Raw genomic sequence first — 23,247 nt, 5'->3', positions numbered from 1 at the left:
GCGATTCAGATCTTTCTTTCCGAGAGTGCGATACGCAGATTCGAGAAGCAGGCGTTCCAGCCTTCCTGGTGAATCGACTGCAGGTCCGCTGGCAGCTTGTGGGCGAGGTGAATCCGAGTCCCGGTGTCGATCGACTGAAACTCGATGGCCACTTCGCTGTAGCTGACGAAGCCGTCGTTTATCCAGGTGAAACGAAGGCGCTTTGGCGGATCTATCTCCAAGTATTCGCCATAGTGTACAGGCGAATCGCAGCTGTCTTTCGAATCCGCGAGCTGCTTCGACGGGTGTATCATTTCAATGCGGTATTTGCCGCCGACGACCAGTTCATTCTCCACTTTCGCCGACCCGCCCGGATAGCCGAAGAACCATTGGCTCATCTTGTGTGGATCGGTGAAGGCTTCGAACACCCGCTGGATCGGGGCATCGAAGTCATGGTGAATGGATAAGACGGCGAGTTGGATTTCCGGCGCTTTAGTCATGGTCTTTTGGTTTGGTTGTTTTTCTTGGTTTGGCGTTTCGCTTCCGTATCGAGAAACGATTGCAAATGGCTTAGGCGTTCGCTCCAGAACGAGGCGAGTTGATCGATGACTGTCTTGGCATCGCGCAGCGGTTCGGTATTCAGTTTGAACCTACGCTGCTTCCCGTCCTTTACACGCTCGATGAGGCTGGCGGATTCCAGCACCTTCAAGTGCTTGGATATGGCGGGGGCGGACAGGGAATAGGGCTCTCTGAGTTCCGCGACAGTCAGATCGCACCGAGCGATTTGAGACAAGATCGAGCGGCGCGTCGGATCGGACAGCGCCTGGAATACTTTGTCTCGAAGCGTTTCGCTCCGGTTCTCTTCTTTGGTCGTTCGTGGCATAGGGCCTGCAAGTCTGATCGATGTTTCAGAATTAACCAAAAGGTGAAATGAAACCCTACGCCTGTCAATAGTTAACTATATGGTAAAATGTAAAAGCGTGCTCCGAAGGCAGCCTCTTTTTTTTCTGCGCGAGGGCAGCGCGGGATTTAGCTCGCGATTTTGCTTGTTACGTTCGCGCGTTCTCTTCTTCGAGAAGGGCCTTGAAAGCGTAGTAGGCGGGTCTGCGGCGCAGGGAGCCGTCGTCTTCGACGTCGATCAGACCGAAGCCCTTCGATACCAGCTGCCACCAATAGACGCGCTCTACCAGGCCGGTATCCATTGCCGTTTTGTAGTATTCGGTCAAATACGCAGCTGTCGCCTCTTCGCTGATGCAATCCTCTTCTCCGGTTGGCGAGTAGGGACCTTGGTTTTCGAGCGGCCAGTTGACTTCGGTGATCCAGAAGCGTCGCTCGGCTTTATTCGCGAGGCGTACGCAGGAAGCGAAGTGCAGGATCTTTTGGCGGAGGTTGAAGAAGAGAAGTTGGCGACCCGAGGGAGACCCTCGTCGATCGATGTAGAGGGCGCAGCCGACGGCGTCCCATCGGATCGGGTAGCCGTGAACGAGAGCCCGGAGAAGGGGCATGGTTTCGAAGTCCAGCGTGCCTGGACCGACGAAGGCGATTTCAGGGAAGTCGGAGCGTAGCTCCTCCGCCACGCTTGCGAAGCGAAGGTACTCTTCGGTGCTGAAAAATCCCCATTTGGAGCGGTTCGAGCCCTGACCGATCTGAAACTCGGTCACGCGCGGCCAGCACGCTTCTATGATGGTTCGCAGCTGGCGGCGCCAGCGATCGAGCTCGGTGACGTCGGAGCGATTCTGCATGATGCAAACCACGATGTGGCAGTCGGGTATGGCATCCATGAAGGCGAGGTACTCGTCCAGCCGGTCGAGCTCCCAGGTGGGAATGCGAAGGAGGATGCGACGCACTCCGAGCTCGTTGATCTCCTCGGCCAGTCGAGGACCGTCGCAGGAGTGCAGGGCGACGGCAAGTCCGGCGAAGTCGGCGGGTTCCTGACGAGGGCGAATCCAGGACCGTGGGCGGTATCCGCTGGTGAGCCCCAGTTGCGTGATAGCGATGAGGGGCAGGAATAGGAGAGCGAGCAGGCCGGTTTTCAGGTAGTCGAGCCAAGCGTACCGCAACCGCGTCAAAATTCCTCTTCGATGGCGGATGGGGTAAGGCTGTTCGCTATGGTGATCCCATGGGATTTCGGCGAAGGAGTCGCTACAGACCGATGCGCTTTCGCCAAGGTCGGGTGGCGTCGCGGATTCGCCGTTTGAGGAGAAAGCACGAGCGTGTGGCAAGGTAGCGAGCTCTGAAGCTGTCGCAGGGGTAGGATCGTTGTTGGGCATATGTGTTCAGGGCGATATCGAGGATGTCGTCTTGCAGACTGGCCCTCGCGATGAGAGAGCAGGCCAGTTTTGGGGAGATGGGGCCAAAGCGCATGCGGTTGTTGTCGATGATGTGGATTTTCCACTCTCCAACTGAGCTTTGGCTAAAGAGGAGGTTGCCGGAATTGAGGTCCAAATGGGCGATGCCCGATTCATGCAGTCGAGCCAGGTTTCGTCCGAGAAGGTCTGCTTTTTCGATTCGGTTTGGCAGTTCCGGGTCCTGCAAGGAGGAGGCGTCGTGGGCGAACTCAAGAAAGTCGCAGACATAGAAGCTCTGGTGAAGCCAAGGCCCGCGCCATACCTCCAGCCATCCGATGGGAGTTGGACTGTGGAGCCCTGCTTCAATCAAGCGCAGCGAATGCTCGTAGGAACGGCGGGCCTTGCTCGACGAGATGCGATAGGCGATCTTTTTCCAAGCGCCACGATTCCGAAAGCGCTTCACCACTACCAAGCGCCCTTGGTTCTCGAATAGGAGGAGTTCGTTTCGTCCGCCCGGAAGCCGCTGCTCAGGGCCAGCCTCGTCGCATCTTACCGGCAATGAATCCATCCAGGCGCTCCAGGCGGGGTCGAAGGATGGAGCGATGAGGCGACGGATCATTGTTCAGTGAATACGATCACCGACAATGTATGGGTGTATTTATGTGTCAATACAATGACGAAAGCGACGGTAGTGTGACGAAGCCCCATGGGGACCGCGATCGACCGTCGGTGGGGGATGGCCTGATCAAGGCGTAAGGGACATAGTGTCAATGTATCAGGAAAAAGAATACATACCCTTTCTTGGAGCATGGCGAGCGAACCGCCACTCGATGGGCATCCCGGTTTTTCATCTCCTATATCTGTGTAGGAAAAGTCGAGCCGCAGCGCGAAATGGAGGCGCCCGCCTGGTCAGCGAGCCAGCTGAAAGGCGAGAAACGTTCCCTCAGGTCTTGACTTGCATGGAGGACCTCGCTTGTAAATAACAGACCGTACGGTCTAGAAAATGAATCCATTGGATCAGCAAGAGGCGAAAGCGAAGCGTGGGAGAGGTCGGCCGGCCCGGCGGCCTGAAGAATCGGAAGCGAGAAATCGGCTCGTTCGCGTGGGATTGGCTTATTTGACTGAGAAGGGCTACTCGCCTACCGGCCTGAATGCGGTGCTGCGGGAAGCGGGCGTGCCGAAGGGCGCTTTCTACCACTACTTTCGCGACAAGGAGGATTTCGGGCTTCAGTTGATCGAAGCGTACAGCGGGTATTTCTGTCGCAAGCTTGACCGCTGCTTTCAGGACGAAAGCCGGAGCGCCCCGCAACGGCTGCGGGCCTTCGTCGACGAAGCGGCGTCGGGCATGTCCAAATACGGATTTCGCAGGGGATGCCTGGTAGGAAACCTAGGGCAGGAGATGAACGCTTTGCCGGAGCCGTTTCGAGCGAAGCTGGTGGCCACGATCGCGGATTGGGAACGCCGGACCGCCAAGTGTCTTAGCGAGGGACAGTCGGAGGGATCCGTATCGGGAAGCGTGGATACGGAACGCATGGCTCGATTCTTTTGGATCGGCTGGGAAGGGGCGGTGTTGCGGGCGAAGCTGGAGCGATGCGCCCAGCCTTTGGAAGCCTTCGCCCAGAGCTTTTTCGATTTGATAAATCCAAAACGAGGATAATGAAATCATGTTTGAAGCGATCAGAATTGATAAGAGCGATTCGGGGCAGGCAGTCTCGTTCGCCCAGTTGAGCGAGAGCGATCTGCCCGAGGGCGACGTCGTGGTGAGGGTGGAGTGGACGACGCTCAATTATAAAGATGCGCTCGCGCTCACTGGAAAGGCTCCGGTGGTGAGGCGTTTCCCGATGGTGCCGGGCATCGATTTCGCAGGTGTCGTCGAGCGTAGCGGAAATCCCTCGCTGCGTCCGGGAGACAAGGTGATCCTGACTGGCTGGGGAGTGGGAGAGACGCATTGGGGCGGCTACAGCTCGAAGGCCCGCGTGGATGGAAATTGGCTGGTTCCGCTGCCGGAAGGGATGAGTCTGCGCCAGGCCATGTCGATCGGTACGGCGGGCTTGACGGCCATGCTCTGCGTGATGGCTCTGGAAAGAAGCGGTTTGAAGCCGGAGGATGGCGACGTGCTGGTGACTGGAGCCGCAGGTGGGGTGGGGAGCGTTGCCACCGCGTTGCTAGCGAAAAATGGATACAGCGTTAGCGCTGTATCGGGTCGGACCGAGGAAGCGGATTATTTGAGGATGCTCGGAGCGAGCTCGGTGATCGACCGAGCCGAGTACGCCAAGCAAGCTCGACCTCTTTCCAAGGAGAAATGGGCTGGGGCTATCGATGTAGTGGGATCCTCGGTGCTTGCCAACGTATTGTCGGAAATGAAATACGGGGGCGTGGTGGCGGCTTGCGGCCTGGCGGGCGGTATGGATCTTCCGACATCAGTGGCTCCTTTTATCCTGCGCGGCGTGACGCTGGTCGGGGTGGATAGCGTGATGTGCGAAAGGGAGCGGCGGTACATCGCCTGGCAACGCTTGGCGCGAGAATTGGATATGGAGAAGCTGGAGCAGGTTGTGACGGAGATTGAGTTCGACCGTTTGATCGAGACCGCTCCTCGGATGCTCGATGGGCAGGTGCGAGGGCGTGTGGTCGTCAAGGTGAACTAGTTTTCGCTCAAAAGCCGCGCTCGGGACTCGTTCATTCGGGTTTTGGACGCAGGGTGCCCAAGGCGATCTCGGCGGGCTCGCTTCGATCTGCGGTCGCCTTGGGTATCTGTTTCCCGAATACCCCGTTCCGACCATCGGCGCTTTATTTTACTCGACGGAAATTGGCACAAAAAAAGCTCCGTAACGGAGCTGATTTCGTGCGCTCTTTGAAGGTCAAAGAGTTGGTGCTCAGAAGAGGACTCGAACCTCCACGCCTTGCGGCATACGCCCCTCAAGCGTACGTGTCTACCAATTCCACCACCTGAGCAATGTGATTGAGGTCGCAAAGAAATGGAAACTTTTGGGGCTTTGTAAAGCGCCAAAATGAACAAATTTCAGTTTTCTGCGTATAGGATTGATTCTCGACCAGCAACGCAGTTAATACTCGATCACTTTTCCCCTGAATTGTAGAGACTTAGCTTTGTTCAAACCATAAACCACAGGATGTTGGCCGAGTCGCCGGCGCCTTTTCCACAGTTCGCATGCCCGATTCCAGTTCCCAGGAACCAAATAAAGACGAGGCTGAAAAGTCCGTCGACCTCTCCTCCCTCTCTAGCTTCAGCTTCGGTACTCAGTGGACGGAAGCCTCAAAATCCTCTCGAACTGCTGGCTCCGGCAAGCCGGGACGTGGTGGCCCTCGCGGTGGAGATCGTCCTGATCGTCGCAAAGGGGGAGCTCCAGCTCGGCGAGACCGTCGGCCCGCTCGCGGTCCGCGCGGCGACGCCCCAGCTGAATCCGACGCGGCCCAGGTCGGGCGTCGTGAAGGTCAAGGTGGAGGCGGCGGCCGTCGTTTCCAGCGCGAACAGGGACATGGCCGTGGCAAGCCGGTTTTCCAGCCCTATGAAAGCCAGGTCTTCGACGTGTGCTTTTATCCGGAGGACAACTGCTTCTCTGCCATCATCAAGGCCATGCGGGCAAATCACACCACCTACGAGCTTTTCCACGTGGCGAAGCTCTTCATGGAGAAGCCGGACCGCTTCATCGCCAGCATCACCCGCAAGGCGGAAAAGGGCGAAAAGCCGGAGAAGGTGTTCATCGCCTTGGCTGACAACATGCCTTTCGTGACGGAGGAGGAAGCGATCTCTCATTCGGTGGCCCACCACGCCGACAAGTATTTCAATGTAGAGCAGATCGAGGTGGAGCCGCCTTCGGGCAACTTCACCTTCGTCAGCCGCTGCCCTTTCACCAAGGAGCTGCTGGGTCCGCCCAATTACCACAAGTATCAGGAAACCCTTCGCAACCACCACCGCACGCGCTTGCCGAACATGGATTTCGAGAAGCTGCAGACCTCGGTGGAAACCGTGCGCGAGGAGGAAGTGGTCAACCAATGGCTGGAAAGCCAGAAGACCGCGACGCGCTACACGGCCAAGGAAGTCGAAGAGGGCGCCGCTCCGCAGAGTTTCGATTCGTTGGAGGACGCGGTTGGCTACCTGAGGACCTCGCTCCGTGCCAAGGTAGTCAAGCAGGTCAACTACGCCCGGGTGACGGGTACCGTGCTCGAGGCGTTCAAGGATTCCGAGGCGTTCAAGGCGATGGAAGGCGAACGCCAGCGACAGCTGAGATTTCCATTGGACACCGCTAACGCCATTCGTGGCCGCATGCGTCGCGAGAAGTTCAGCATCTATAAGAAGGGCTCCAAAGGAGTTACCTACGTCTGCTCCACCAAGCGCAATTTCCGCAGCCCTGGTCAGGTGATGTCGCCTGAGCTCGATCGTCTCATCGCCTTTCTGGAGAAGAACCAGATGATCAAGGCCAAGGAGCTGGCCCCCGCGTACCAGGAATGGATGGCGGCGGAGCACAGCGAAGTGGCGTTCGACGAGAAGCGTTTGCAGCGCGATCTGCACTGGCTGATCGCCGATGGCTACGTAAGCCATTTCGAAGACGACTCGCTTTTCGTGCAACCCGTTCTCGAAACCGGGAACGCCTCCGCGAAATCGTCTGCCAAGCCTTCCAAGAACAAGGAGGGCGCATCGGCGGCTCCGGCTTCCAAGCCGGAGGCAGCTGCGAAGCCGGACGAGCGTTCGACCAGCGACGATTCGCCTGCCGAGCCCAGTCCTGAGGCTCCGGAGGCCGCAGCGAGCGCGGACGCTCCCGAAGCGAAACCAGCTGAAGAAAGCCCGAAGGTGGCCGCCGAGATTTCGGAGGAAGTAGCGGCTCTGGCTGCGGATGCGCCGCCGGTCGAGCCTGCGGAACCAGCGGCCGAGCAAGAAACCGCCAGCCCTGCGGAACCCGAGGCCAAGCAAGAAACTGCCAGCCCCTCGGAACCACCTGCGACCGACGAAACGTCGACCTCTCCAGCTGAAGCCGCCCCAGAAGCCGCTCCTGGTGAAGCGAAACCGGAAGAGAAGGCGGCCGAAGCGCCCGAGGCATCGTCAAGCGACGATGAACCGGAGGAGCCGAAGCAGCCGGAAAAGGCGTAGTCACGCGTCACATAAATTTCGATACAGCAAAAGGAGAGTCCCGCGGGTCTCTCCTTTTTTCATATCGGACCGCGGAGCGTTTGAGTCATGCTCATAAGCAACGGTGATGTCTGGAGGGCGCTGGAGCGCAACGATTACTGAGTGGGAGGCGTATCCACAAAGCGGGGAAGGGGATGAGACTTTTCCCTTGCTGGCTCAGGTTTGATGGGTTCACTGGAAGCTTCCCCTCCTTGCCTAATTGCCCCTACCAACTGTATCTGCCCTATGAGTGATCCCACCTCTGCTGGTGACGGCCAAAGCCGTGCCGCGTCCACTCTCAGCGAAGAAGTCCGCAATCAGCGGGCCTACTTTCGCGCGAGTCTGAATGTGATTTTCTGCCTTCTGCCATTCTGGTTTCTGGTCAGCTATGGCTGCGGCATCCTGTTTCGCGATTGGCTAGACGAGCATGCCCCTTCCGTCGGAAACGCTCCCTTCGGATTTTGGATGGCTCAGCAAGGATCCATCATTTGTTTCGTGCTCTTGCTCATCGTTTACGCGGTTTGGATGAAGCGTCTGGATCGCAAGTATCGTCCGATCGAAAAAGTCTAAGGATCCGCTTATGTCACAGGACGTATACAATTTTCTCTTCATCGGGGCCAGCTTTGGCATCTACATCTTCATCGCCGTCACTTCGCGGGCTTCTTCGACCAAGGAATACTACACCGCAGGCGGAGGCGTCTCGCCCTTCGCGAACGGTATGGCGACCGCGGCGGACTGGATGTCGGCGGCGACCTTCATCTCCATGGCGGGCACGGTGGCCATCAGCGGCTACGACGCCTCCCGCTTCTTGATGGGATGGACGGGCGGTTTCGTATTGCTGACGGTGTTGATGGTCCCGTACCTGCGCAAGTTCGGCAAGCCGACGGTGCCAGACTTCATCGGGGACCGCTACTACTCCAGAGTTGCCCGTGGCGTGGCGGTGGTTTGCGCCATCTTCATTTGCATGACGTACATCATGGGCCAGATGCGTGGGGTGGGCGTGGTGTTTTCCCAGCTCTTCGGCATCCGCATCCAGTCGGGAGTGCTGGTGGGGGCGAGCATCGTGTTTCTCTACGCAGGCCTTGGCGGCATGAAAGGCATCACCTACACGCAGGTCGCCCAGTACTGCGTGATGGCCTTCGCCTATACTATACCAGCGGTCTTCATCGCCATCGCGTTGACCAACCATGTGATACCGCAGCTCGGTTTGATTGGCGATTTCACTGTAGTGGAGCCAACAATACCGTTTTTGCAGAAGCTCAACAATATCAATACGGAGCTTGGGTTCAGCGAGTTCACCTCCGGAAGTCTGGACAAGGTAAACATGTTCTGCATCACCGCGGCCTTGATGTGCGGTACGGCTGGTCTGCCGCATGTGATCGTGCGCTTTTTCACCGTCAAGAACGTCGCTTCCGTGCGCAAGTCAGCCTGCTGGACTTTGGCCTTCATCGCGGTGATCTACCTGACCGCCCCGACTATCGGTTCCTTCGCTCGAGTGAATTTGATCACCACCTTGCACAACGCTTCCTACGTCGATGCTCCGGACTGGTTCAAGGAATTCGAATCGACTGGACAGATGGTTTGGGTGGATAAGAACAACGACGGGAAAATCCAGTATTTCGGACCCGGTAAGTCGGATCTGAATACAAACGCGGTATTCATCGGGAAAGGGCCGACCTATCCGGAAGACGATGCTCCGATCAGTCAGCTCCGAGGCGTTCATGGTCAGCGCTTGCTCGCCAACAAGGAGGACATGACCAACCCGAACGAGCTCTGGTTCGGCAACGACATCATGGTGATGGCGAATCCTCACATGGCAGGATTGCCCAAATGGGTGATCGCGTTGCTGATGGCGGGTTGCATCGCGGCGGCTCTCTCCACTGCGGCAGGACTGCTGCTGGTGCTATCCACCTCGATCTCGCACGACTTGATGAAGAAGATCATTAAGCCCGGGCTTTCCGATAAGGAAGAGGTGAACTATGCGCGGGCCGCGTCTTTCATCGCTTTGGCGGTAGCGGCGTATTTCGGCATCAATCCTCCGTCGGCCTTCATCGCTAAAACCGTGGCCTTCGCCTTCGGTCTCGCGGCCTCGTCCTTCTTCCCGACGCTGCTGATTGGCATTTTTTCCAAGCGAGTGAACAAGCATGGGGCCATCGCGGGCATGCTGTGCGGCATCGTTTTCACCATCAGCTATATCGTCTACTTCCAGTTTCTTGGCGGCACCAAGAGCCAGTATCTCTTCGGCATCACGCCGGAAGGCATTGGGTTCATCGGCATGTTGATCAACTTCGTGGTGACTTTCATGGTGAGCGCCGTAACGCCGCCGCCGCCCAAGGAGATTCAGGAAATGGTGGCCAACATCCACATGCCCAGCGGCGACCTGCTCAGCATGGGCGACGACGAAGAGGAGAAGGCTGGCGTAGGCGGGGAAGGCATCTAGCCCGATTCGCCACGCGAGGCGCATTTTCTAGGCTCCGGGCGTTGCGCTCGGGGCCTTTTGCTATTCTAGGTTAAGTGTGACAAACGCTCGGCAATGGCTTGCTCGGCATGGACAAACTGTCACGGGCTGGATGCGCGACGGCAGAAGGACAATGGTGTGCTGTTTTTGCAACGTTCAGAAAACGAGTGACTTAAGCCATTGCATGTGCTGTCGATGCTCGACTAGGCTAAACGGAATGATTTGTGCGAAAGAGTCGCTTTGGAGGAACGAATTTAGATGATTGATCCGAACAGACTAACCGAAATGGCGCGTAACGCCCTCACTGAAGGGCAGGCGATCGCTCGCCGAAAGCAGAACAACGAGGTTGAGACCTTGCACCTGCTTGCCGCCTTGGTCGATCAGGAGCAAGGCGTGGTGCAGGGCGTCTTGAAGAAACTGGAGATACCTAGCAGCGGTTTGAGCCTGGCTCTGGAACGCGAGATCGACCGCTTGCCGAAGGTGAGCGGCAGCGTGGACAGCTCCAAGATCTACGTTACGCAGGCCATGAACGAAGTGTTCACCAAGGCCGAGAAGGAAGCCGCGTCTTTGAAAGATGAATACATCAGCGTCGAGCACTTGCTGCTGGCCTTGGCGACGGTGGGCAAACCGAGCTCTCTAGCGAGCGTATTCAAAAGCTTTGGCATCGACCGCGACAAGTTGCTGGGAGCTCTGCGCAAGGTGCGCGGAAACCAGCGCGTGACCTCGCAGAATCCCGAGAGCACCTACCAGGCGCTGGAGAAGTACGGCAGCGATTTGGTGGAGCGAGCCCGGTCGGGCAAGATGGATCCGGTGATTGGACGCGATGACGAGATTCGCCGTGTGATCCGTATCCTTTCCCGTAAGACAAAAAACAACCCGGTGCTCATCGGCGAGCCAGGCGTGGGCAAGACCGCCATTGCGGAAGGCTTGGCTCAGCGCATCGTGCGCGGCGACGTGCCGGAAGGGCTCAAGGACAAGACCGTTTTCTCTTTGGATATGGGGTCATTGATCGCTGGAGCGAAGTTTCGCGGCGAGTTTGAGGAACGTCTCAAAGCGGTGCTGCAGGAAGTGAAGTCCAGCGATGGGCGCATCCTGCTCTTCATCGACGAGCTGCACACCATCGTGGGCGCGGGCAAGACCGACGGCGCCATGGACGCGGGAAATTTGCTGAAACCCATGTTGGCCCGCGGCGAGTTGCATTGCATCGGTGCCACCACCTTGGACGAATACCGCAAGTACATCGAAAAGGACGCCGCCTTGGAGCGCCGTTTCCAAAGCGTGCTCGTTGATCAGCCCAGCGTGGAGGACACGATTTCCATTTTGCGTGGCCTGAAGGAGCGCTTCGAAGTGCACCACGGGGTGCGCATCCAGGACAACGCCTTGGTGACTGCAACTGTATTGTCCAACCGATACATCACGGACCGCTTTCTGCCGGACAAGGCTATCGACCTGGTGGACGAAGCCTGCGCCAGCATCCGCACCGAAATGGACAGCTTGCCCGAAGAGCTCGACAACCTGACGCGCCGCTTGATGCAGCTGGAAATCGAAGAGGCTGCCCTGCTGCAGGAAAAGGATAGCCAGTCCAAGGAGCGCTTGACCGGTGTGCAGAAGGAAATCGCGGACCTGCGCGAGCAAGAGCAAGCCCAGCGACAGATTTGGGAAAACGAGAAGGAAGGCATCGCCCAGCTGCAGCGTTTGCGCGAGCAGATCGAGACCACCAAATCGGAAATCGAGCGGGCGGAGCGAGCATACGACCTCAACAAGGCCGCCGAGCTGAAGCATGGACGCTTGCCGCAGCTCGAAGCTCAGCTAGCCGCCGCCGAGTCGAAGAGCAGCGAGACGCATCTCCTCAAGGAGGAAGTGTCGCAGGAGGAAATCGCCGACATCGTTTCGCGATGGACCGGCGTGCCGGTGACGCGTTTGATCGAGGGCGAGCGTCAGAAGCTGCTGCAGCTTGAGGATGCCTTGCAGGAGCGCGTGATCGGCCAGCCGGAAGCGGTACGCTATGTATCCGAAGCCATACTACGGGCGCGTGCCGGCATCAAGGATCCCAAGCGGCCCATTGGCAGTTTCATATTTCTCGGTCCCACGGGTGTCGGTAAGACTGAGCTCGTAAAGACCTTGGCCTACACGCTTTTCGACAGCGAAGATGCCATCATCCGTATCGACATGAGCGAATACATGGAGCGCCATGCGGTGGCTCGCTTGATCGGAGCGCCGCCGGGCTACGTCGGCTATGAGGAAGGCGGGCAGCTCACGGAAGCGGTGCGTCGCAAGCCCTATTCCGTCATCCTGTTCGACGAAGTCGAAAAGGCTCATCCAGACGTATTCAACATCATGTTACAAATCCTTGACGATGGTCGGGTGACCGATTCCCAGGGGCGTGTGGTGGATTTCAAGAATACGATCGTCATCATGACGTCCAACATCGGCAGCCAGTTCCTTTTGGAGAACGCCGGTTCGCAGATCAACGAGTCGGTCAAGGAGTCGGTATTGAGCGAACTGCGCCGTCATTTCCGCCCGGAGTTTTTGAATCGAGTGGACGAGACGGTCATCTTCAAACCGCTGGAGCTGGAGGACATCGAGCGCATCGTGGGATTGCTGCTGGTCGACCTGAACAAGACCTTGGAGGAGCGCCGCATCACGGTCGAGCTCGATCAGGAAGCGATCGCTTGGGTCGCCCTCAAGGGCTTCGATCCGGTTTATGGAGCTCGTCCCTTACGTCGCTTCATGCAGCGGTCGATCCAGACCGACCTGGCCAAAGCCATCATCTCGGGCGATATCCAGGATGGGGATACGGCTCGTTTCGCCGTGCGCGACGATCAACTCTCCCTGGTAGTCGAGTAACAAGCCAGGCTTCTCGCCGCCCGATCGCGACGAACGCACCGGGCGATGCAAAATGCGCGGCCTCTACTTGTTGGAGTGGAGGCCGAACATGTTTCCTTCCGTGTCGACCACGAGGGCGATGTATCCGTACTCGCCGATGGACATTTTTGGGCGGCTGATGGAGCCGCCCGCTTCCGTGACGCGAGCCGCTTCCACAGCGCAGTCATCGCAGGTGAAGTAGACCATTGTGGAGCCGCCAGGTTTTACGCCAGGCGCTTTGACGATGGCGCCGGCGCAGCCCGTCGTTTCGGGGTCCATGGGGAAGGCCATCATTTCGATTTGCGGTGACGGGAGGGATTGGAGCTTTGTTTGAAAAACGGCTTCGTAGAAGCGTTGAGCGCGCTGCATGTCGTCCACGTAGAGTTCGAACCATCCGACGGGATTAGCTTTCATAGGTGCAATGGCGTTAGAGTTGGTTGCTCGCGTCCCAAAAGGGCGTTGTCGTAGCGAGGAAAACGGATTTTGAGCGGCTAGGCAAGGGCCATGTCATTGACCTGAGTTGCTTCAGCTTGTTTGCTCGAAGCATGATCCGCAAGTTGGAGAAAGGTCTTTATCAGGTGCGTGGTTCGCTGGTCAGCAGCTACCTCCTCGTGGAAAACGGGAAGGCGACCTTGATCGATGGCGGATTCTGGGGGCACTTGCGGAAGATCGAAAGGGCGCTGCTCCGCGAGGGGCTGGATTGGTCCCACGTGAAAGCGGTGCTGTTGACCCATGGTCATTTGGACCACTGCTACAACGTTGCGGAAATCGTTCGACGAAGCGGGGCGCGGGTTTACGGGCACATGGCTGACGAGTCGCATTTCGAAGGGCGGTACTCCTATCGAGGCATCAATCGGATCTGCGGAGCGATGGAGCGCCTCGGCAAGCTGCTCTCCTCCTACGAACCGATTTCGGAGGATTGGGCTCTGAAGGACGGTCAAATCATCAACCTTTGGGGAGGGCTTGAGGTGGTCCACCTGCCCGGGCACACATTTGGCCATTGCGGCTTCTACAGCAAGGAGCGGGATTTGCTCTTTAGCGGTGACCTGTTCGCCACTGGCTGGTTCGGCACCGTGGTTCCCTGGGCGCCGCTCAACAGCTGTCCCGAACTGTTCGAGAAGTCCTTGGACCGAGTGGCCCAGCTCAACCCGAAGCGCATGCTCTCGAACCACTGCGATCTGTCCAAGCCCGAGACGCAGCGAAGGCGTTTCTGGAAGCGCATCATGAAGCCGAGCGGATTTTAGGCCGCCCAGCTTCAGGTCATCGAGAAGCTGGAGAGCTGCCTACCACTGTTCTCCTGGATGTCCAGGCACGTGGTAGAGCTCGAAGTTTTTATAGTACTCAAGATCGTGCTCGGGTTTGGGAACGCCTTCCGGAATCGGACGATCGCTGAAGGTCTGAAAATAGGCCAGACAGGCGTCGCGCCAGAACGCGGCGTCGCTGTGCTGGCGTTTCAGCAGCGCCAGCGTGCGAGCGAAGCGTTGCTGATCGATCTCGCCCTCGAGGGTTTTCCATTTTTCGACCATTTCACCTGCTTCCTCCACGCCTTGCTGGTAGGTGTAGCATAGCTCATCCCAGAGCGTGCGACCGGAGGGCATTTCGTAGTCCCACTTCACATGATGGAACCAGAGCAGGTACTTGTGCGGGATGGACTCGGGCGTTCCCCAAGCTTCCTGAACTTCGGGCGCATACTGGCCGAGGGCGTCGGTGCCGCTGGCGGTTCGGTCGAAGCCGATGCCTTCCTGGTCCGCCCGGTGGTAGTAGACGGAGGTCCAGTCCGGACGACCTTGATTCCACCAGGGAGCGGGTCCGTAGTGGTGGCCTGGGTACATGATGTGATGCAGTCCGAGCGGCATGGAGTAGTCGACCACGGTCTGGTGGGATCCAAGAAGGAGGGACTCAATGGTGGAGACGACCTCTTCGTCGTTTCCGAAGGTCATGCGGGTCCATTCGTCGGCGATTTGCTCGGAGGAGATTTGATGGTCCCAAGCGAGGCGACCGAAGGCGTACCAGTTGGCCGCGGCGAGCGGGTGACCGGTCCAATTTCGCTCGTTTCCGATGTTGGCCACGCCAGCGATGGCGGTAAGATCATGGTCGAAAACGGTGCCGTCTACGATCTTGGCCACGGTGGAGCCAGGGCCTCTGGCGAAGGTGTCGGACTCGAGCGTCTCTTTCCACATGGGAGCGAGAAAAGCGAGATGGACGTCGCCGCCGAGGTATTCCTGAGTGATTTGCAGCTCCAGCGTGTGCGGCGTTTCGGGGGTGGCGCCGAAAAGCGGATGAAACGGCTCGCGCGGCATGAAGTCGATGGCGCCGTTCTTGGTCTGTATCGAAACATTGGATTCGAAGCGTCCGTCGAGTTCGGTGAACTCTGTGTAGGCTTGCTTGTGTCGGTCTTCCTTGACTTCGAAGTCGTAGACGAAGGCCCGCCACATGACGATGCCGCCGTGCGGTTTGAGGGCGCGGGCCAGCAGATTAGCTCCGTCGGCGTGGTCGCGGCCGTAGTTCTGGGGACCCGGTTGGCCTTCGGAATTGGCTTTGACTACGAAGCCGCCGAAGTCTGGAACGTAGGTGTAGATCTCGTCGATCTTGTCGGTCCACCACTTTATGACGGCGGGATCGAGCGGATCGGCCGTTTCGAGACCTCCGATTTCTACGGGAGCGGAAAAGCGGGCGGTGAGGTAGACTCTGATGCCGTAGGGGCGAAAGGTGTCGGCCAGCGCCGCGACCTTTTCCAGAAACTGCGGCCGCAGCACGGTGGCGTTCGCGTTCACGTTGGTGAGCACCGTCCCGTTGATTCCCACGGAGGCGCAGGCCCGAGCGTAGTCGTGGTAGTAGGGTTCGATGTAGTATGGCAGGTCGAACCAGTTCCAGATGGAAGCCCCCACCATGGTGCGCTCGATGGTGCGGGTGAGGTTGTCCCAATGGTTCAGGAGACGATGGCCGATCTTTGGAGAGCTAACGATTCGGATGCCCTCGAGGGATTGGTTCGTCTGCAAGTGTCTTAGAAATGCGAATGCGCCGTAGAGTATTCCTTGGTCTGAATTCGCGGCGATGGCGATGTGGCTGTTTTCTTTGAAATCGATTTCCTTGATCAGGTATCCTTCCGTGCCAAGCCCGTCCTGCTCCTCGTCGTTCAGCAGCTCGGCCAGCTCGCTTGGGGAGTCCGGGGTGATGAGAAGAAGGGCGGGAGCGCCGTCGCTATATTGTTCGCCCAAAAGGCCGGAAAGCCCACGCTGCAGCTCCTCTGTCGCTATCTTCATGGTTTCGCTGGCTTCCGCAGATGCGCGAGGGGCAGCGATCCGGCTGGCGTAGCGGGAGGCGAGAGCATTGTCCGAAATCGCATCGTAGCGAAGCCAGAGACGGTATCCGTCTTCCGCGAAGATCTGCGTCGCGAGTACGAGGGATAGCGTTATGATGAGTTTACGTAGTTGCGTGAGCATGACGTAGGCGCGTTGGGGGTTGGCGTTGGATGAGCGACGGTTATTCGATGACTTGGAAGTTTCCGCTGACCTGTAGTAGGCCGAGCATGTATATGATGCCGTCGTAGTAGCGCCAGTGGCCGGATGGCGTATCCGTTTCCCAAAGACGCTCTACGAAAGGTTCTCCTATCTCACGGTCGGCGGCAAGGGCGGCGCTGGCCGCCATGGCGTAGAGTCCTGGCGAGCTGGTGCGGTCGAGTGGCGTGCCATCGACGGAAAACTGGTTGGGAATGTTAGGCTCGAACTGGGAGAGGAAGCTTAGGATGCGGTTGCTTTGCATGACTTGCCATTGGGGATCCTCTCCCCACCAAGCATGGTCGAGAGCCACGTTTGACATGACGCGCCAGGCGTCGAAGCGAAAGTCCTTGTGGTCGCCGATTTCGCGATCGGTTTCCTTGTAGTAGGAATAGTCTGGCATGAGCCCTGTATCCGGATGGGCGACCTCTTTGAAGAAGGCTCGGCTATGATCCGCCATCGCCGCCCAGAAGTCGTTGTCGGCCGAGGCCTGCTTGGCCCAGATTTCGTAGAAGGCGGGCAGGTGGTAGGAGGCGTCGGTCACACCGTCCCAATCCTGCCAAGGCACGAAGCGCACCTGATTGTACTCTCGGTCGATGATGGGGAGGGTCTTTTCGGTGCTCTGCTTGTGAAGCATGTGGCGTAGAATGTCGTCGGCCTGCCTCTGGTAGTCGTAGATCCCCTGGCCGTTTCCCCAACGATTCGCTGCGAAATAAAGGGCGGTGGCGAACCACTCCTCGCCGTCCGGGGCGGAGCCTGGCGCGAGCTTCGTGCCATCGGTGGCGTTCTGCCAATTGAAGTAGCCTTCGAAAGGTCCGGAATCGAGGCGCATGTAGGTGTAGCTCCATTTCCAGAGGCGGTCGAACTCCTGTTTCTTGTCGAGCTGCACTGCGACCATCATGCCGTAGGACATGCCTTCGGAGCGAACGTCGTCGCTGGCCACGTCCCATATGTAGGCCATGTCGCCTTCGACCGGGTAGTAGAGGCGCTCGGTCATTTCATCGCCGTAAAAGAGCTGCTGGAAGGCGCCGTCGACCTTGGCGTCGACCTCCGATTGCGTTTTGCCTAGGTAGTCGGCGAAGAGGTTTGGCGCGGTATGCGGTTCGGGCGTGGCAGCCAGACCCGTGAAAGCGAGAGACGAGATCGAGAATGCAAGAATCGTTTGGCCGATCATGACGGATGGAGTGGGGTGGCAAAAGAGGAGGCGCCGAAGCGGCACCCCCTCTGATAACAAGTTTTTGAATACAATTAGGAGCCGACCGCTAGTCGCCGCTGCGTTCGCGACGTCGAGCCGCCAGCTCGTCGCCGATCTGAAGGTTGAGCTCCTTGCTGATCGGGTAGAATAGCATGATGCCGCCAGCGACCGCGAACAGGACTGCTGGGAACATGCCCGCGGTGACGCGAATGCCGAGCAGCGCGTCCTGGGAAGCGGCTTCGCCTCCACCTTGGAAGCCGTAGAAACCGAGGATGAGGGAGCCGACGAAACCGCCGATGCCGAGTCCTGCTTTGAGGGCGAAAACGACGCCCGCGTAGGCGATGCCGGTGGCGCGTCGTCCAGTTTTCCATTCCGACCAGTCGGCTGCGTCAGCGATCATGGACCAGAGCAGCGGGATGGAAGGGCCGTAGCTAGCGGACCAGGCGATGCCCTGCAGGAACTGCATGGTGATGTTTTCCGCGGGCAGGAAGAAGAGCCAGCCGGTGGTGACGGCGGTGGCGAACATGGAGCCGCAGAAGACGGCTTTCTTGCCGAAAACGGTCGAGAGCGGCTTGGAGAGCACCACGCCGATGATCGTGACCGCGTTTCCGATCATGCCGAAGAGACCGAAGCCCACGTTGTGAACGTTGGTGCGTCCCTCGTTGATGATGTATCCAAAGATATCGAGCCACTTCTGCCAGAGGGTCATGTCCTGGCCTTCCGGAACCACCACGCCGAAGTGGGTGATGAAGGCGAAGAGTTCATCCTGGTCGACGTAGTACTGGGTGAAGAGCGTCAATGCGCCGCCGCGGGTGGCGAGATTGATGAAGATGAAGAGCGTGGCGATGAAGAGTACCACCCATGCCTTGTTCTTGAAGCAGTCGCTGAGGTCGGTCTTGACGGAGCTCTTCTGTTCCGGGTCGGGCTTCACGCGCTCCTTCACGCTGAAGAAGGAGATGATGAAAAAGACCACTGAGATGGCGGCGAAAATGGCGATGGTGGCGGACCAGCCCTTCGCGTCGTCTCCGTCGCCGAACTTGGCCACCAGCGGCCAGGTGAGGCCTTGAACCATGAAGGTGGCCGCCATGGCGGAAACGAAGCGGTAGGTGGAAAGTGTGGTGCGCTCGTTGACGTCGCCGGTGAGCACGCCGTTGAGGGCGCTGTAGGGGACGTTGTTGACGGTGTAGGCCCCCCAGAGCATGAAGTACATGATGAAGGCGTAGGCGGTCTTCCAGTTATCAGACCAGTCCGGCGTGGTGAAGGCGAGCCAGAAGGCGAACGCGAAGGGACCGGCGGACCAGACCAGCCATGGACGGAATTTTCCCCAGCGGGTTTCCGTGCGGTCGGCGATGATGCCCATGGCCGGGTCGGTGATGGCGTCGAAGAGGCGTCCGATGAGGAACATGGTGCCCGCGGCCGCGGCCGACATGCCGAATACGTCCACGTAGAACGTGAACTGATAGAAGATCATGGTCTGGAAGACAAAGTTGGCGGAGGCGTCGCCAAGGCTGTATCCGACCTTTTCTCGGAAAGAGAGTTTTTGAGTGAAGTGAGAGGTGCTCATAAATCAGGATAGATCCTTTGTTTGGGGAGGTTGGGGCGAGGGAGTGCGTTCGCTCATCAACGGACTCGGTGACAATGAAGAGGGGGCCTCAAATCGGAAGCTTAAACAATTAGACGTTTAACTTGGGCTTTGCAACGTCCTGAGGGAAAGCGGGAAGAGTGGCATCGTCGGCGCGGACTGTGCTAGCGGTCGCACGATGCGAAAAGTCTTAGATTTTATGGCGCAAAACACGGTTTCGGGTATTTTCCCTTTGTCAGTTTATCGAGACCGATCGTATATCAACAGTCTCATAACCAACCGTTTTTGAATTCCATGACAACTGCTGCTAAAAAGAAGTCCAACGCTAAGAAGTCGGCCTCGAAATCCACTAAGATTTCGACCGATTGCATGAAGCAGGCGATACTCGATCACCTGAAGTATACCTTGGCCCACAACCCGAAACTCGCCACCAGTCGCGACTGGTGGACTTGCGTCTCGCTCGCCGTGCGCGACCGCATCGTGGACAACATGATCGCCACGCAAAAGACGCATTTCGAGAAGAACTCGCGGCGCATCTACTACCTGTCCATGGAATACCTCATGGGACGAATGCTGGTGAACAACATGTACAGCGCCGGCATCTACGACGAAGTGCGCGAGGCGGTGGAGGAGCTGGGTCTGGAATGGGAAGCGGTCTACAACGAGGAGCTCGACATGGGACTGGGCAACGGAGGTCTCGGGCGATTGGCGGCTTGTTTCCTCGACTCCCTGGCCACGCTTGATCTGCCGGCCATCGGCTACGGCATCTACTACGAATTTGGCCTCTTCAAGCAGGCGTTTTCCAATGGTCACCAGATCGAGCAGCCTGACAGCTGGAAGAAGTACGGCACGCCGTGGGATATCGTGCGTCCTGAGTACACGTTGAGCATCAAGCTCTACGGTCACGTGGAGACCGCTTTCGACGATCATGGCGACCCGTATCCAAAATGGGTGAGCACGCGCAGCATCCAAGGCGTGCCCTACGATATACCGATCGCTGGATACGGCACCAAGACGGTCAACTTCCTGCGCCTGTGGTCCTCGCGCTCCTCCGAGGAATTCGATCTGGAGGAGTTCAATCGTGGAGACTACGTTGAAGCCGTTCGCGAGAAGGCGATTGGCGAAACGATCTCCAAGGTTCTGTATCCAAATGACAAGACGGAGAACGGCAAGGAGCTTCGCTTGGTGCAGCAGTACTTCTTCGTCTCCTGTTCCTTGCACGATATCATTCGTCGCCATTTCAAGAACAACGACGGTTGGGACAGCTTCGCGGACAAGGTCGCCATCCAGCTCAACGATACGCACCCGGCTATCGCGGTGCCGGAACTGATGCGCATTCTGGTGGACGAGGAAAGGCTCGGCTGGAACAAGGCCTGGGAGATCGTCACCAAAACCTTCGCGTACACCAACCACACCCTGCTTCCCGAAGCTCTCGAGAAGTGGAGCGTACCCCTCTTCGAGAAGGTGCTCCCGCGGCACTTGCAGATCATCTATGAGATCAATCGCCGCCTGATGGATCTGGTCGAGCAGCGCTGGCCGGGTGACAACTGGATGAAGCGCGATCTTTCGCTCATCGAGGAGGGCCACCCCAAGATGGTGCGCATGGCTCACATGGCGGTAGTCGGCAGCCATATGGTCAATGGCGTTGCGGCCATTCACTCCGAACTGCTAAAGACCGTGCTGTTCCCCAGCTTCAACGCCCTGTATCCAGGAAAGTTTACCAACAAGACCAACGGCATCACGCCGCGTCGCTGGCTGCTCGCGTGCAATCCGGCACTCTCCAGCCTGATTGATTCGGTAAAGATTCCAAACGACTGGCCTAAGAAACTGGATACGCTCAAAGGACTGGAAAAGTACGCTGACGACAAGAAATTCCAGGACGCGTATATGAAAGTCAAATACGAGAACAAGGTTGAGCTCGCGCGTGTCATCAAGGAGGAGTGCGACGTCGACGTCGACCCCAACGCCTTGTTCGACGTGCAGATCAAGAGATTGCACGAGTACAAGCGTCAGCACCTGAATCTGCTGCACATTCTCACTCTCTACCGCCGCTTGCTGCATGATCCCGACATGGATATCGCGCCCCGTGTTTTCATCTTCGGGGCCAAGGCGGCTCCCGGTTACTTCCTCGCCAAGACCATCATCAAAGCCATCAACTCGGTGGGCGAGATGATCAACAACGACGAGCGCATCAAGGGTAAGCTCAAGGTGGTCTTCCTGCCGAACTACCGCGTATCGCTCGCGGCCAAAATCATCCCGGCGGCCGATCTTTCCGAGCAGATCTCCACCGCTGGTAAGGAAGCTTCTGGCACCGGAAACATGAAGCTCGCTCTCAATGGAGCTCTCACGATCGGCACCTTGGACGGAGCGAACATCGAGATCGGGGAGGAAGTCGGCGACGACAACATCTTCATCTTCGGATTGACGGTGGATGAAGTGCAATCCCTCGACGCCAATGGATACGATCCCATGAGCTACTATCATGCGGACGAAGAGCTGAAGGCTGTGGTGGATTGGGTCGGTTCCAGCTACTTCACGCAGGACGAGCCGCATGTGCTGGAGCCGCTCAAGCATAGCTTGCTAGGCGGTGGCGACCCGTTCAAGGTCCTCGCGGACTATCGCTCCTATATCGATTGTCAGGAAAAAGTGGATGCAGCCTTCAAGGACAAGCGCAGGTGGGCCCGTATGGCCATCCTGAATACCGCTCGCGTCGGCAAGTTCTCCTCCGACCGCACTATCTCGGAGTACGCCGAGGAGATCTGGAACGTGGATCCGGTCGAGGTCGAATAGGCAGCGCGCCAACTGCTTTCGCTGGCGGCCGCATAGCCTGCGAAAGCTGACATGATTTCAGCCGTCTCCTGTCTGCGGGAGACGGCTTTTAGCTGGCCGATTTCATGCGCTCGCTCGAAACGGGACATGTCCACTTTCGGTTCGTCGCCGAGCCTTTTGGCAGCCCGGCCGCCATTTCTTCGCTTCTCTTCTCTCTCCGCTATGGAGTGGATACTTCTACGCCGAGGCTGCGTTCGAGTCGCAAAACGAGGCTTGGCATATGGAGAGATTCACGCATTTTCGAGGCTGGAAGCATTTCCAGCCGTTTTACCCGATACCGAAGGCTGGGATTCACCTAGACGACCGAACTATGACTCAAAAACCTCGTTTTTTCGCCCTGATAGGGATGGCCCTAGCCGTTTTTTGCGCTGGCCTTCAAGCTCAGAATCGACCGCAAGTGACGCAGCAGCTGGATGGCTTCCTTCGGCCCACCGCCGCGGTGTTCAGCCCGGATCAGCGCTACTTGTTCGTTATCAACCACTCCCAGGGGGAAGCGGGCACGTTGCGAAGCGAGAGCTTCCTCAGCAAGCTTTCGGTGGACGCTTCGGGGCAGGTGAGCGTGGACAGCATGAGATTCGTCACCTCCCTGACCGCCCCCATCGATATGGACTTTTCTCCGGTACGCTACGGAAACGTGCCCCAAGGCGCTCTCTTCATGGTGGTGGGCTCCCCGCTGGTGCAGGACAGCGCGGGTCGAGCGCTGAAGGATTTGTCGCGCATCATGATCGGATTGCTTGTGATCGATCCGAACCGAGGACGGGTGATCAAGAAGATCGATCTTAGCCCGAACAGCAAGGTGACCCTCGACGGCAAGCAAAGCCTGCTGGCCCCCTCGAGTTTGTGTTTCGATACCAAGGGCAATCTTTACATCGGGGAATCCGGGGTCGGCGGTCACATGTTCGACAGGCGGCAGCCGGGGCGTCCGGGCATCTGGCGCATCGATTCGGAATCGGTGCAGGAACTGCTTTCGGATGGGGTGCCCAAGAAGGTCGAATTCATCCGCACCACCAGCTTGCCTTCGGATATGATCTATCGCGAAAGCGAAGATATGCTGTATTTCATAACCAATCACACGCAAGGGCGTCCGAGCGGATCCGTCTTTCGCATCGAAGCAGGCAAATACGAAGGCATAGAATCCATGCAGACGATCGTGCGAGGCATCACTGCCCTGTCGGGTATCCAGATCACGCCTACAAACCGCGTCCTGCTCGTGGGCAATTCGGGCGAGCTGATGTTTCCGAAAGGCAAGAAGGATACGCGTTCGATTCGGTTTCGACCGCAGCGGGATTTCTCGACTCCGGGCAAGTTCGCTCTGGCGCCGATGAAGGATGGATCGATCTTGCTAGCAGTTCCGGAACAGAGCAGCGACGCGGGACTGGGCAAAGGGCAGAGGGTGAGCATCGTGACCTTGCCATCTGGATACTGAGCAGCT

17 protein-coding genes and 1 tRNA gene are annotated in these 23,247 nt (G+C 58.0%); 9 read left to right on the top strand and 9 right to left on the bottom strand.

Going from position 1 to position 23,247, the window contains the following annotated elements:
• Nucleotides 1-5: 5 nt before the first annotated feature.
• The 4 genes from QEH54_RS09285 to QEH54_RS09270 form a co-directional block, all read right to left on the bottom strand.
• Nucleotides 6-479 (bottom strand): SRPBCC domain-containing protein, encoded by a 474-nt coding sequence (locus QEH54_RS09285; protein ID WP_309018387.1) that lies wholly within the window; start codon nucleotides 477-479, stop codon nucleotides 6-8.
• Nucleotides 476-862, bottom strand: a complete 387-nt coding sequence (locus QEH54_RS09280) for a metalloregulator ArsR/SmtB family transcription factor (protein ID WP_309018386.1) — start codon at nucleotides 860-862, stop codon at nucleotides 476-478. Before QEH54_RS09280 ends, QEH54_RS09285 begins: the two co-directional genes overlap by 4 nt.
• A 166-nt stretch (nucleotides 863-1,028) precedes the next feature.
• Nucleotides 1,029-2,201, bottom strand: coding sequence for a hypothetical protein (locus QEH54_RS09275; RefSeq protein ID WP_309018385.1), 1,173 nt, complete (start codon nucleotides 2,199-2,201; stop codon nucleotides 1,029-1,031).
• Nucleotides 2,122-2,886 (bottom strand): lipopolysaccharide kinase InaA family protein, encoded by a 765-nt coding sequence (locus QEH54_RS09270; protein WP_309018384.1) that lies wholly within the window; start codon nucleotides 2,884-2,886, stop codon nucleotides 2,122-2,124. The genes QEH54_RS09275 and QEH54_RS09270 overlap by 80 nt, the downstream gene beginning before the upstream one ends.
• Nucleotides 2,887-3,270: 384 nt before the next feature.
• Here QEH54_RS09270 and QEH54_RS09265 point away from each other — a divergent pair, with 384 nt between their 5' ends.
• Entirely contained in the window at nucleotides 3,271-3,924 is a 654-nt protein-coding gene (locus QEH54_RS09265; protein WP_309018383.1) for a TetR/AcrR family transcriptional regulator, read from the top strand.
• A gap of 7 nt (nucleotides 3,925-3,931) precedes the next feature.
• Nucleotides 3,932-4,912: an MDR family oxidoreductase gene (locus QEH54_RS09260; protein ID WP_309018382.1), complete on the top strand. Its 981-nt coding sequence runs from the start codon at nucleotides 3,932-3,934 to the stop codon at nucleotides 4,910-4,912.
• 222 nt (nucleotides 4,913-5,134) lie between these two features.
• Here the strand turns inward: QEH54_RS09260 and QEH54_RS09255 are convergent.
• Nucleotides 5,135-5,219: transfer RNA gene (locus tag QEH54_RS09255), tRNA-Leu, on the bottom strand.
• A 214-nt stretch (nucleotides 5,220-5,433) separates the two neighbouring features.
• On the opposite strand from QEH54_RS09255, the gene QEH54_RS09250 reads away from it, so the two are divergent.
• The 4 genes from QEH54_RS09250 to clpB all read left to right on the top strand — a co-directional run bounded on the left by QEH54_RS09250 (nucleotide 5,434) and on the right by clpB (nucleotide 12,694).
• Nucleotides 5,434-7,371, top strand: a complete 1,938-nt coding sequence (locus tag QEH54_RS09250; protein WP_309018381.1) for a hypothetical protein — start codon at nucleotides 5,434-5,436, stop codon at nucleotides 7,369-7,371.
• A gap of 264 nt (nucleotides 7,372-7,635) precedes the next feature.
• Nucleotides 7,636-7,959, top strand: coding sequence for a DUF4212 domain-containing protein (locus tag QEH54_RS09245; protein WP_309018380.1), 324 nt, complete (start codon nucleotides 7,636-7,638; stop codon nucleotides 7,957-7,959).
• 10 nt (nucleotides 7,960-7,969) lie between these two features.
• Nucleotides 7,970-9,829 (top strand): sodium:solute symporter family protein, encoded by a 1,860-nt coding sequence (locus QEH54_RS09240; protein WP_309018379.1) that lies wholly within the window; start codon nucleotides 7,970-7,972, stop codon nucleotides 9,827-9,829.
• Between the two features lie 279 nt (nucleotides 9,830-10,108).
• Complete coding sequence (clpB, locus tag QEH54_RS09235; RefSeq protein ID WP_345785647.1) at nucleotides 10,109-12,694, top strand: ATP-dependent chaperone ClpB; 2,586 nt, start codon at nucleotides 10,109-10,111, stop codon at nucleotides 12,692-12,694.
• Nucleotides 12,695-12,757: 63 nt separating this feature from the next.
• Here the strand turns inward: clpB and QEH54_RS09230 are convergent, their stop codons facing one another.
• Nucleotides 12,758-13,126 carry a VOC family protein gene (locus QEH54_RS09230; RefSeq protein ID WP_309018377.1) on the bottom strand — a complete coding sequence of 123 codons (369 nt, stop codon included), beginning with the start codon at nucleotides 13,124-13,126 and terminating at the stop codon, nucleotides 12,758-12,760.
• A gap of 131 nt (nucleotides 13,127-13,257) precedes the next feature.
• On the opposite strand from QEH54_RS09230, the gene QEH54_RS09225 reads away from it, so the two are divergent.
• Entirely contained in the window at nucleotides 13,258-13,956 is a 699-nt protein-coding gene (locus QEH54_RS09225; RefSeq protein WP_309018376.1) for an MBL fold metallo-hydrolase, read from the top strand.
• 39 nt (nucleotides 13,957-13,995) lie between these two features.
• On the opposite strand, the gene QEH54_RS09220 is transcribed toward QEH54_RS09225, so the two are convergent.
• The 3 genes from QEH54_RS09220 to QEH54_RS09210 form a co-directional block, all read right to left on the bottom strand.
• On the bottom strand, nucleotides 13,996-16,155 hold the full coding sequence (locus QEH54_RS09220; RefSeq protein WP_309018375.1) for an alpha-glucuronidase family glycosyl hydrolase: 2,160 nt from the start codon (nucleotides 16,153-16,155) through the stop codon (nucleotides 13,996-13,998).
• A 40-nt stretch (nucleotides 16,156-16,195) separates the two neighbouring features.
• Nucleotides 16,196-17,383, bottom strand: coding sequence for a glycosyl hydrolase family 8 (locus QEH54_RS09215; protein ID WP_309018374.1), 1,188 nt, complete (start codon nucleotides 17,381-17,383; stop codon nucleotides 16,196-16,198).
• 88 nt (nucleotides 17,384-17,471) lie between these two features.
• Nucleotides 17,472-18,968 (bottom strand): MFS transporter, encoded by a 1,497-nt coding sequence (locus QEH54_RS09210; protein ID WP_309018373.1) that lies wholly within the window; start codon nucleotides 18,966-18,968, stop codon nucleotides 17,472-17,474.
• Nucleotides 18,969-19,280: 312 nt separating this feature from the next.
• Between QEH54_RS09210 and QEH54_RS09205 the strand changes: the two genes are divergently transcribed.
• Together QEH54_RS09205 and QEH54_RS09200 are read left to right on the top strand one after the other, a co-directional pair.
• On the top strand, nucleotides 19,281-21,776 hold the full coding sequence (locus tag QEH54_RS09205; protein ID WP_309018372.1) for a glycogen/starch/alpha-glucan phosphorylase: 2,496 nt from the start codon (nucleotides 19,281-19,283) through the stop codon (nucleotides 21,774-21,776).
• A gap of 349 nt (nucleotides 21,777-22,125) precedes the next feature.
• Nucleotides 22,126-23,241, top strand: coding sequence for a hypothetical protein (locus tag QEH54_RS09200; RefSeq protein ID WP_309018371.1), 1,116 nt, complete (start codon nucleotides 22,126-22,128; stop codon nucleotides 23,239-23,241).
• The last annotated feature ends 6 nt before the right edge of the window (nucleotides 23,242-23,247 follow it).

The organism is Pelagicoccus sp. SDUM812003 (assembly GCF_031127815.1).
In the GTDB taxonomy this organism is placed as follows: domain Bacteria; phylum Verrucomicrobiota; class Verrucomicrobiia; order Opitutales; family Opitutaceae; genus Pelagicoccus.
This window is presented reverse-complemented; position numbering and strand designations above follow the sequence as displayed.

What these genes read in the sequence shown, in the direction of transcription:
- QEH54_RS09285 (WP_309018387.1), bottom strand. Translation starts at nt 479, where the DNA reads ATGACTAAAGCGCCGGAAATCCAACTCGCCGTCTTATCCATTCACCAT.
- QEH54_RS09280 (WP_309018386.1), bottom strand. Translation starts at nt 862, where the DNA reads ATGCCACGAACGACCAAAGAAGAGAACCGGAGCGAAACGCTTCGAGAC.
- QEH54_RS09270 (WP_309018384.1), bottom strand. Translation starts at nt 2,886, where the DNA reads ATGATCCGTCGCCTCATCGCTCCATCCTTCGACCCCGCCTGGAGCGCC.
- QEH54_RS09265 (WP_309018383.1), top strand. Translation starts at nt 3,271, where the DNA reads ATGAATCCATTGGATCAGCAAGAGGCGAAAGCGAAGCGTGGGAGAGGT.
- QEH54_RS09260 (WP_309018382.1), top strand. Translation starts at nt 3,932, where the DNA reads ATGTTTGAAGCGATCAGAATTGATAAGAGCGATTCGGGGCAGGCAGTC.
- QEH54_RS09250 (WP_309018381.1), top strand. Translation starts at nt 5,434, where the DNA reads ATGCCCGATTCCAGTTCCCAGGAACCAAATAAAGACGAGGCTGAAAAG.
- QEH54_RS09245 (WP_309018380.1), top strand. Translation starts at nt 7,636, where the DNA reads ATGAGTGATCCCACCTCTGCTGGTGACGGCCAAAGCCGTGCCGCGTCC.
- QEH54_RS09240 (WP_309018379.1), top strand. Translation starts at nt 7,970, where the DNA reads ATGTCACAGGACGTATACAATTTTCTCTTCATCGGGGCCAGCTTTGGC.
- QEH54_RS09230 (WP_309018377.1), bottom strand. Translation starts at nt 13,126, where the DNA reads ATGAAAGCTAATCCCGTCGGATGGTTCGAACTCTACGTGGACGACATG.
- QEH54_RS09225 (WP_309018376.1), top strand. Translation starts at nt 13,258, where the DNA reads ATGATCCGCAAGTTGGAGAAAGGTCTTTATCAGGTGCGTGGTTCGCTG.
- QEH54_RS09220 (WP_309018375.1), bottom strand. Translation starts at nt 16,155, where the DNA reads ATGCTCACGCAACTACGTAAACTCATCATAACGCTATCCCTCGTACTC.
- QEH54_RS09215 (WP_309018374.1), bottom strand. Translation starts at nt 17,383, where the DNA reads ATGATCGGCCAAACGATTCTTGCATTCTCGATCTCGTCTCTCGCTTTC.
- QEH54_RS09210 (WP_309018373.1), bottom strand. Translation starts at nt 18,968, where the DNA reads ATGAGCACCTCTCACTTCACTCAAAAACTCTCTTTCCGAGAAAAGGTC.
- QEH54_RS09205 (WP_309018372.1), top strand. Translation starts at nt 19,281, where the DNA reads ATGACAACTGCTGCTAAAAAGAAGTCCAACGCTAAGAAGTCGGCCTCG.
- QEH54_RS09200 (WP_309018371.1), top strand. Translation starts at nt 22,126, where the DNA reads ATGACTCAAAAACCTCGTTTTTTCGCCCTGATAGGGATGGCCCTAGCC.